The sequence below is a fragment of the Thalassobellus citreus genome (genome assembly GCF_044385915.1).
GTDB classification, from domain to species: Bacteria; Bacteroidota; Bacteroidia; order Flavobacteriales; family Flavobacteriaceae; genus Thalassobellus; species Thalassobellus citreus.
The window spans coordinates 276669-285484 of record NZ_JBISCC010000120.1 but is presented as its reverse complement, the minus strand read 5'-3'; the positions used below and the strand labels follow the sequence as shown (position 1 = coordinate 285484).

General features: G+C 31.6%; 10 protein-coding genes. 9 read left to right on the top strand and 1 reads right to left on the bottom strand.

The features are described from left to right. On the bottom strand, positions 1-814 hold an 814-nt coding region (locus ACH5TX_RS06155), incomplete at its 3' end, for a HEPN domain-containing protein (RefSeq protein WP_439338651.1). Positions 815-966: 152 nt separating this feature from the next. Here ACH5TX_RS06155 and ACH5TX_RS06150 point away from each other — a divergent pair. From ACH5TX_RS06150 to ACH5TX_RS06110, 9 genes are all read left to right on the top strand, one after another. Continuing rightward, a complete protein-coding gene (locus tag ACH5TX_RS06150) occupies positions 967-1185 on the top strand; it encodes a helix-turn-helix domain-containing protein (protein ID WP_439338650.1) in 219 nt (72 codons plus the stop codon). Between the two features lie 204 nt (positions 1186-1389). After that, on the top strand, positions 1390-1989 hold the full coding sequence (locus tag ACH5TX_RS06145) for a restriction endonuclease subunit S (protein WP_439338649.1): 600 nt from the start codon (positions 1390-1392) through the stop codon (positions 1987-1989). 11 nt (positions 1990-2000) lie between these two features. Further along, entirely contained in the window at positions 2001-3512 is a 1512-nt protein-coding gene (locus ACH5TX_RS06140) for a type I restriction-modification system subunit M (RefSeq protein ID WP_439338648.1), read from the top strand. After that, a complete protein-coding gene (locus tag ACH5TX_RS06135) occupies positions 3512-4777 on the top strand; it encodes a restriction endonuclease subunit S (RefSeq protein ID WP_439338647.1) in 1266 nt (421 codons plus the stop codon). The genes ACH5TX_RS06140 and ACH5TX_RS06135 overlap by 1 nt, the downstream gene beginning before the upstream one ends. An 11-nt stretch (positions 4778-4788) precedes the next feature. Then, positions 4789-5325 (top strand): TIR domain-containing protein, encoded by a 537-nt coding sequence (locus tag ACH5TX_RS06130; RefSeq protein ID WP_439338646.1) that lies wholly within the window; start codon positions 4789-4791, stop codon positions 5323-5325. Positions 5326-5327: 2 nt separating this feature from the next. Beyond that, positions 5328-5876 carry a toll/interleukin-1 receptor domain-containing protein gene (locus ACH5TX_RS06125; protein ID WP_439338645.1) on the top strand — a complete coding sequence of 183 codons (549 nt, stop codon included), beginning with the start codon at positions 5328-5330 and terminating at the stop codon, positions 5874-5876. A gap of 16 nt (positions 5877-5892) precedes the next feature. Beyond that, positions 5893-6672 (top strand): TIR domain-containing protein, encoded by a 780-nt coding sequence (locus tag ACH5TX_RS06120; RefSeq protein WP_439338644.1) that lies wholly within the window; start codon positions 5893-5895, stop codon positions 6670-6672. Beyond that, positions 6663-7847 (top strand): toll/interleukin-1 receptor domain-containing protein, encoded by a 1185-nt coding sequence (locus tag ACH5TX_RS06115; protein WP_439338643.1) that lies wholly within the window; start codon positions 6663-6665, stop codon positions 7845-7847. The genes ACH5TX_RS06120 and ACH5TX_RS06115 overlap by 10 nt, the downstream gene beginning before the upstream one ends. After that, the gene (locus tag ACH5TX_RS06110) at positions 7844-8812 is read left to right on the top strand and encodes a hypothetical protein (RefSeq protein ID WP_439338642.1); all 969 of its coding nucleotides are present in this window, start codon (positions 7844-7846) and stop codon (positions 8810-8812) included. The genes ACH5TX_RS06115 and ACH5TX_RS06110 overlap by 4 nt, the downstream gene beginning before the upstream one ends. The last annotated feature ends 4 nt before the right edge of the window (positions 8813-8816 follow it).

Here is an 8816-nt window from a genome sequence, read left to right as displayed (position 1 = left end):
CTTTGATATCTTTAGTATTTGATACTTCAACAATACAGGTGTTCAGTTTGTTTTTGAATAGTGACGTAGCCAATGCTTCCATTTTATGAGCTTTCTCTAATATTTTATGGATTTGCTCCAAGTTGATATGGTAATTGTTTTCATAGCGTGTTGTTATATAAGCATCATCCAATAATTTTAAAAGGTTTTGCTCCTCTTCTATTTGTGTATTAAAAAGTTTTCCTAGTTCAGGTGCAAATGCTTTTACATAGGTTTGAAGCTCTTTAATACTATGGCTTTTGCGTTCCTTACCCATTATAAAAAGAGCAGCAAAGCGAAACCATAATTCTATATGTTGGTGTAGCATATAGGCGGCATGAGAAAGATTATTTTTTTCAATAAAAAAGGTCGCGCCCTCCAAAAACACAGTCATTTTATGACATTCTTTTTCGAAAGTCGATTGCATGTTGTTTAGTGTTTTTTCTGGTATATGGTATTCATGAAAGCTATCTAATTCATCATCAGTATTATGAAATACTAGTTTATTCCAAGTACATCCATGAACAAAAAACAGGTTTTCTTCTTTTAACTGTTGATGGGCATATTCAAACGAAAATATTCGGTATAAAAAATCTGTTTCGTCCTGAAATATTTTAGAAACCATTGTCGATAATTCTTGGGTTAAGGAACTACATTTTCCTTTTAGTATTATAATTAATATAGGCTTGATGGTATCTTCTTTTTCTATTCTTGTCTCGTAGATATATTTAATTTCCAAAAGGGAGTTTAGTTTATTTAGAATATTTTTTTGTTTAGTAGAGCTTTTATCATCCATATCTTTTTCTTTTGAATGTTAGACTTCTTAATAATTCTTTAGATTATCTAAACAAATCTATATATAATCTATCAAAATTCAAAATAAAACTTTAGAAATTCTATATTTTTCTATATTCAAAGTACATTTATCTATACAAATTCGAAATATTTATGACATCTTTAGGACTATATCTTACAAAAAAATCAGTGAATAGAGCAATGGTTTCAAGGCGTACTGGAATCAGTCAAGCTAGACTTTCTCAATTGAGTTCTAACGAATCAACTAGACTCCGTGCTGATGAACTTTATTTAATTGCTTTGGCTATTGATGTTGACCCTGGTGATTTATTAAAGGATGTATGTAGCGAGCTTAAGTTGCTGAAAGAGTAAGAATTTCTTCAAACAAAGTATAATATCATCTGTTCTAAAAAAATGAAACCACGTTTTTGTCTTTAAAACCTTGGAATTTATAAAGTAATTTGCCTAGTTTAATTCTAAAGAGCATAATTTACAGTATAACGATTATGTATATTTATTTTTACATGTATTGATATTTTATGTATATTTGCAGTATAGTAATTATGTAAATTATTTATGCAAGTCAAAAATACAACATTAAAAACAATTTTACAGGGAGAAGGTATTTCTTCAGGGTATTCTTTTCGTGGTAAGATTGAAGACGATTCTAATGGCCAACTAAAGGTAGTACAGTTAAAAGATTTAATCAATGATTACACGGCTATTGGTGAAGAATGCTACAAGGTGTCTGCAGAAGGTATTAAGGAGAAGTACATCTTAAAAGATGGCGATATTCTTTTTATTTCTAAAGGTCAGAATAATAATGCTATTGCTTTTACTTCTCATAATAAGCAAGGAACATATATAGCATCTTCCGCTCTTTTTGTAATTGAAGTAAATCAAACAAAAGCAAATCCTAGTTTTATTGCTTGGTACATCAACCAGTCGCCAGTTCAAAACTATATTAAACAAAATCTAACGGGCACCTATACACCCACAGTTAATCGTAAAGTCGTAGAAAATATTCCAATACAACTTCCTAATATAGAAGAGCAATCTAAAATTGCTGCTTTAGGGGTTTTAGCGATTCAAGAAAAAACGCTACACACTAAAATTCTAGAACGTAGAGAAGTCTTAATCAACAATCAATTATTAAATCATATTAACAAAAGATAATTTAACTAAAAATGACAGATAGAAAACCATCCCAAGATCAAATAAATGCAGCATTATGGAATGCTTGCGACACCTTTAGAGGTGCTTTCGACTCTTCCGAGTACAAAAATTACATCCTAGTATTTATGTTTATCAAATACTTAAGTGATGTTTGGGAGGATCATTATCAAGAATACAAAGAAATGTATGGTGATAATGAAGAACTTATTCAACGTAAATTAGGCAGAGAGCGTTTTATTTTGCCTAAAAATTGCACCTTTAAATACATTTATGAAAATAGAGATAATCAGGATATTGGTGGTATTATAGATAAAGTACTTGGTCAAATAGAAGAACAAAATATTGAAAAATTAGATGGCGTATTTCGTAATATTAGCTTCAATTCAGATAAGTTGGGACAAACAAGAGATCGTAACCGTCGTCTAAAAAACTTAATTAACGACTTTGCGCAACCAGAACTAGATTTTCGTCCATCACTTTGGGATGGAAAACAGGATATTTTAGGGGATGCCTATATGTATCTGTTAGAAAAATTTGCTTCTGGAGCTGGTAAAAAAGGCGGTGAATTTTTTACACCTAAAGAAGTGTCTGGGCTACTTGCAAAATTAGTAGATCCAAAAGAAGGCAATCGTATTTTCGATCCTACCTGTGGTTCAGCATCTTTATTAATTAAAGTTGCTGAAGAAGTTAAGGATAGTGAGGGAAATCCAACCAATAATTTTGCACTCTATGGTCAAGAATCTAATGGAGATACCTGGGCATTAAGTAAAATGAACTGCTTCTTGCATAGTATGGACTCGGCTCAAATTGAGTGGTGCGATACCATTAATAACCCAAAACTTATTGAGAACGATAGCTTAATGAAATTTGATGTGGTAGTCGCAAATCCACCATTTAGTTTAGATAAATGGGGTCACGAAAATGCCGAAACAGACCGTTACAAACGTTTTTTAAGAGGGGTGCCACCAAAGTCTAAAGGCGATTATGCCTTTATTCTGCACATGATAGAAACCGCATTACCAACAGGTAAGGTAGGTGTAATTGTGCCACATGGCGTATTGTTTAGAGGGAGCGCAGAAGGTAAAATTCGTCAAAATTTAATTGAAGAAAATCTTTTAGAAGCAGTTATTGGCTTACCAACCAACCTCTTTTTTGGAACAGGGATTCCTGCAGCGATTCTAATCTTTAACAAAGCAAAAACAACAGATAAGGTCTTGTTTATAGATGCTAGTAAAGAATACCAAGATGGTAAAAAACAGAACATACTGCGTAAGCAAGACATCAATAAAGTTGTAGACACGTTCAAACAGTTTACAGAAATAGAAAAATACAGCCATTTAGCAACACTAGAAGAAATAGCCGAAAATGATTTCAATTTAAATATCCCACGCTATGTGGACACCTTTGAGGAAGAAGAACCTGTAGATATAGCGGCAACACAACAAGAAATTGAAAGACTTGAAAGCGAGTTGGTGGAAGTGCGTACGCAAATGGATAGTTATTTAAAAGAATTGGGGCTATAATGAAGCACAACACCGACACAACACCGACAAAAGTCCAAAAAGATGCCAAATTAGGAGTCATTCCTGATGGATGGATTTTTAAGACTTTGGATGAAATCGGAAGCTTTACCAAAGGAAAAGGTATTAGTAAGAGCGAAATACTAGAATTATGTGATTCTGGTTTTTCTTGCATTCGCTATGCGGAAATATATACCAAGTACCATAATTATACAGATGTATTTGAGTCTAGAATAAATGATGAATCTGCTAACAATAGTAATGAAATAAAATACGGTGATATTTTGTTTGCAGGTTCTGGTGAAACTTTGGAAGATATAGGAAAGGCAATTGCTTATTTAGGTAATGAAAAAGCATATGCTGGTGGTGACATAATAATTTTTAGACAAGAGAATGAAGACTCAAAATACCTTGGGTTTTTAATGAATAACGATTTTGTTAGGTCTCAATTACACAAATTAGGTCAAGGACATTCCGTAGTTCATATTTATGGCAAAAGTCTTAAAAAAGTTAAAATCCCAATCCCACCACTACCAGAACAACAAAAAATAGCACAAATTCTTGCTACTTGGGATGTAGCTATAAATAAGCAAGAAGCTTTAATAGAAGAAAAGCAGTTGCAAAAAAAAGCACTTATGCAACAATTGTTAACTGGTAAAAAACGGTTTGCTGGGTTTAATGAGAAGTGGGAAGAAGTAAGATTGGGTGAGATTTCAAAATCATTTTCAGGCGGGACACCTTCAAGTAAGAACTACGATTATTACAATGGTAATATACATTGGATAAAATCTGGAGAATTAAATCAGGTCATTATAACAGATACAGAAGATTTTATTACGGAATTAGGTCTAAAAAACTCTTCAGCTAAAATAGTTCAGCCAAAAACACTTTTAGTAGCAATGTATGGTGCTACAGCAGGTGTTTGTGCAATTACAGAAATCAAAGGAGCGATTAATCAAGCTGTTTTAGCAATTATTCCTTCAGAAAAAATAGACAATACATTTTTGTTTCAAAAATTGAGAATGATAATGCCATCTGTTGTTCACGCTATGACTCAAGGTGGTCAACCTAATTTAAGTGGTGGTATTATAAAAAAAGTTAAAATCAAAATTCCTGAATTCATAGAGCAACAAAAAATAGCAGAGGTTTTAACAGCTGCGGATAATGAAATAGATGCCTTAAAACAGCAATTAAAAAAACTAAAAAATCAAAAACAAGGGTTAATGCAGCAGCTGTTAACGGGTAAAATTAGAGTAAACACAAATTAAAATTAAAATCAATGCTAAAACCGACGAGAAACTTTTTTGTGAGCTACCACCATGATTATGATCAGGAGTTTGTAACAAAACTTCGAGAGATTAAACAAGGTATGAAAGTAGCAGATTATTCTCTTAAAAATGATATATCTGATTATTCAGATGAGCAGATTTATAAAGTAATCAGAAATAAAATGCGGTCTTGTTCAGTAACCATTGTTTTAATTGGAGAGCGCACAGGATATAGAAAATGGATTGATTGGGAGTTATGGGCTTCATTAAGAGCATATAAAAATAGTAAAGACCCTAAAAAGTCTTTTAAACCAAACGGTTTATTGGCTATTTACCTGCCAACAGCAACACATTCAGTACCTAAAAGGTTAAAAGCCAATATAGATTCTGGTTATGCGGTTTCAATGAGGTGGAAAAATGTTGAACGTGATTTAGAAAGTAAAATCAATTATGCCATTTGGAAGCGTAATAATGCTAGCCACGAAATAAGAAATAATATGGAGAGAGCAGATAGAAATGCCATTAACTTTTTTGGAATTAAACTATAGATATGGCAGGTATAAATAGGGCGTTAAGCTTAAACGAATCTAAAGCAAGGGTAAATCTACTAGGAGGTGTTAAATGTGTGTTTATAAGCCATCATAAAAGCGATTTAGAATACTGCAAAAAGGTAGCAGCATATATTATGAAAGCTGGTATTGATGTCTATTTGGATGAGTATGATTACGACTTGAAGCATCAAGTACAAACTAATAATCCAGCAGGTGTGGTTCGTTGCATAAAAAAAGGGATTAATAATAGTACACACATGCTTTGTGTTATTTCACCTAAAACTATTTATTCAAAATGGGTACCATGGGAAATAGGCTATGGTTATGATAAAACAACATTAGGTGCTTTAACATTAAAAGGAATTTCTGCTACATTGTTACCAGACTACATAAAAACAGTTCCGGTAATTAGAGGCACTAAATCATTAAATCAATACATATCTAATATTACAGGCTATAGCGAAGGCTATCTTGAAATGTATAATTACATAAACAAAAACAGTACAATAGGCCACTCACTTGATGATGTAATGGATTGGCAACTTTAAATTAAAAAGTAAGAATATGGAATATTTAATATCAAAATTATCCTTTAGAGCTGATGGACAGCTTATAGAAGATGTGTTAATTAGCCCTACTGATGGCTCAACAGTTAATGACTTTGAAATACAAAACCGTAATTGGTTAGTACAAAAATATAATCAAGGGCATACAATAGGTGGGGTTTTCAAAAGCACAAATGGTAATTGGTTTAGAAAAGGAAGTTTTAGAATGGAAGACGGATATTTTAAATGGGGTTACGGTTTACCAAGAAATATTTCAAAACGCAATGTTTTTGTTAGCTATTATCATAATGACGATCAGGAAAAGAGAGAACATTTCGATAATTTATTTAAAGATTTAATTATTAACCAATCGGTTATGATGGATGAAATAGATGGTGAAAATAGTGACGATTATATCCACAGGTTAATAAATGAAGGTTATATGAAAGATACAACTGTTCTTGCAGTGTTATTAGGTCCAAATACCCAATGTAGAAAACATGTTGACTGGGAAATTGGCGGAGCACTAAACAGAAAAGTAGGAGATAGATATGCTGGTTTATTAGGGATAAGGCTTCCTTCGCATCCAGATTATGGGTTAGGAAATACATATAATGAAGACAATTATTCAGAAAGATTTATGGCTAATATAGAATCAGGCTATGCAGTTGTAATTGATTGGACTGAAAATAGAAAAAAACTACAAGATGCTATCGAATTGGCTTTTTCTAGAAGAAGTGAATCAGACAAAATTGTGAATGCAGGTATACTAAGATTAACAGAAAACTTATGCGAATGAAAAAATTTAAAAGCCCATTATCCATCTATGTCTTGTGGCATCCAGAATTCAAAGAAGGTAAAGAATATGCAGAAAGTATTTATAACACCTATAGTGGTGAAAACGGTAATATAACACACAGTAAATATGATATACCCGTACATTACAGGACGAAGCCCTATAATAAAGAAACCTTTGTTAAAATACCATTTTCAGAATCTGTTAAAAATGCACTTATAGTTTTGGTGGATGAGCATATGTTTAACGATTCTAATTGGACAATTGCAATCGACAAATTATTAAAATCAAAGCCAGCTAACACTCGGGTATTTCCAATTGCTTTTAGTGATTATGCTTTTGATTTAAACCCTGAATATTTAAGTGTTACTCAATTCATCAAGACTACACAGAAAAATCCATGTTCTGGTAATGATTTTGAAAGTAATAATAAGATTATTAAATACAGGCTACTGGAAAGTATAGCTAAACTTTTATTTAATGTAAAAGATAATTACGATACAGCAGAGCATAGCGATCCACCCATTAAATTATTTATTTCACACGCAAAAGATGATGGTGAAGATTTAGCCATAAAGTTTAGAAATCATATTTATAGCAATACTAAATTGAAAGCCTTTTTTGACGCTAACGATATAGCATATGGCCATCAATTTGAACAGGAAATAACAAAACATATTGATCATTCTGCTTTCGTAATATTCAATACTGATATATACTCAGATAGAGAATGGTGTAGAAAAGAGATAATTATTGCTAAAAGATATAGATGCCCAATTATAGGTGTAATTGATATCAAAAAGGGAGAAAGAAGAAGTTTTCCATATAGTGGAAATTTTCCTACTATTACTTGGAATAACAATTTCGAGGAAATTATAAATCTAATATTATCACAAGTAATAAGTGATAAATACAACGAGCTTTATTTGAAATCTATCGTTAAGATGTATGATTTAGAAAAACAATATAGTTGCTTAGTGCTTCCCAAAGCACCAGAATTATTTAATTACATAGACATCGAGAATCTGAAAGAAGAAAATAAAGAAGTTAAATCTCTTATTGTTTTATATCCAGACCCACCAATAGGTATCGAGGAACTCAGTTTACTAAATGATGTGGACAAAAAAATTAAATTTATAACACCTCTATTGCTGCCAACATATATTCCAGAGCTATGAAAAAAGAGAATAAAAAGATCGTAACTACTAAAGATTTAGATAAACATGTTACTAAAGAACTAAAAGATTCATCTGAAGAAAAAGAAATTCATCTTTTTGATGGTCAAAATGTTGCTATTTCAATAAGCGATAGTCCTGAAATAGAACATTTAGGTTTCTCATTAGCACATCAAAGAAATCTAATAACTGAAACAACAAGGTTTTTAATAATTCATGGAAGCAGTTTAGTTTATGGTGGTGATTTACGTCAAAATGGTTACACGAGATTATTCTCTAATCTAGTACATCAATACAGGCCTAGCAAAGAGGTTGGTAAGTTGTTTTTTAAAAACTATTTCAGCTTTCCTATTCATTTAAAACTCACAAAATCTGATATCTTAGAATTTAAGAAAAATGGTGTTTTACCTGTTATTGTTGACCCGCCAAAAAACTTAGATATTGACAAATCAATGCCTTATGTTCCCGTAGGCAATGACAATCTTTTCATATGGGCAGAAAGTCTCACAAAAATGAGACAAGAGATGCAGAACGATACAGGTGCGAGAATTTTTACAGGTGGTAAGATGTCTAATTTTAAAGGTAAATATCCAGGTCTTTTAGAAGAGGCAATTCTTGCACTAGAAAATAATATACCTGTATATTTTATGGGAATATTTGGTGGTATAACATTACGAATAATAGAAGGACTTAATGGACAAAAACCTGAAGAGTTAACTATTGAATGGCAATCATCTCAAAACCAGAATTATGAAAAATTTGTTAATTATTATAATTCCAAAAAGAGTGAAGATAGAATAGACTACAAAGAGTGTATTAAGTTTTTAAATGAATATACTTTAGAAAAATTAAGCAAAAATAATGGTTTGTCTATAGAAGAAAATAAACGTTTGTTTTCTTCTATACACACTTCTGAAATTATTTTTCTAATAATGAAAGGTCTTACCAATAAGCTAAATAAAAAATAAAACA

Bases quoted from the DNA above. Each gene is read 5' to 3' on its own strand.
- ACH5TX_RS06150 (WP_439338650.1), top strand. From the start codon at position 967: ATGACATCTTTAGGACTATATCTTACAAAAAAATCAGTGAATAGAGCA.
- ACH5TX_RS06145 (WP_439338649.1), top strand. From the start codon at position 1,390: ATGCAAGTCAAAAATACAACATTAAAAACAATTTTACAGGGAGAAGGT.
- ACH5TX_RS06140 (WP_439338648.1), top strand. From the start codon at position 2,001: ATGACAGATAGAAAACCATCCCAAGATCAAATAAATGCAGCATTATGG.
- ACH5TX_RS06135 (WP_439338647.1), top strand. From the start codon at position 3,512: ATGAAGCACAACACCGACACAACACCGACAAAAGTCCAAAAAGATGCC.
- ACH5TX_RS06130 (WP_439338646.1), top strand. From the start codon at position 4,789: ATGCTAAAACCGACGAGAAACTTTTTTGTGAGCTACCACCATGATTAT.
- ACH5TX_RS06125 (WP_439338645.1), top strand. From the start codon at position 5,328: ATGGCAGGTATAAATAGGGCGTTAAGCTTAAACGAATCTAAAGCAAGG.
- ACH5TX_RS06120 (WP_439338644.1), top strand. From the start codon at position 5,893: ATGGAATATTTAATATCAAAATTATCCTTTAGAGCTGATGGACAGCTT.
- ACH5TX_RS06115 (WP_439338643.1), top strand. From the start codon at position 6,663: ATGCGAATGAAAAAATTTAAAAGCCCATTATCCATCTATGTCTTGTGG.
- ACH5TX_RS06110 (WP_439338642.1), top strand. From the start codon at position 7,844: ATGAAAAAAGAGAATAAAAAGATCGTAACTACTAAAGATTTAGATAAA.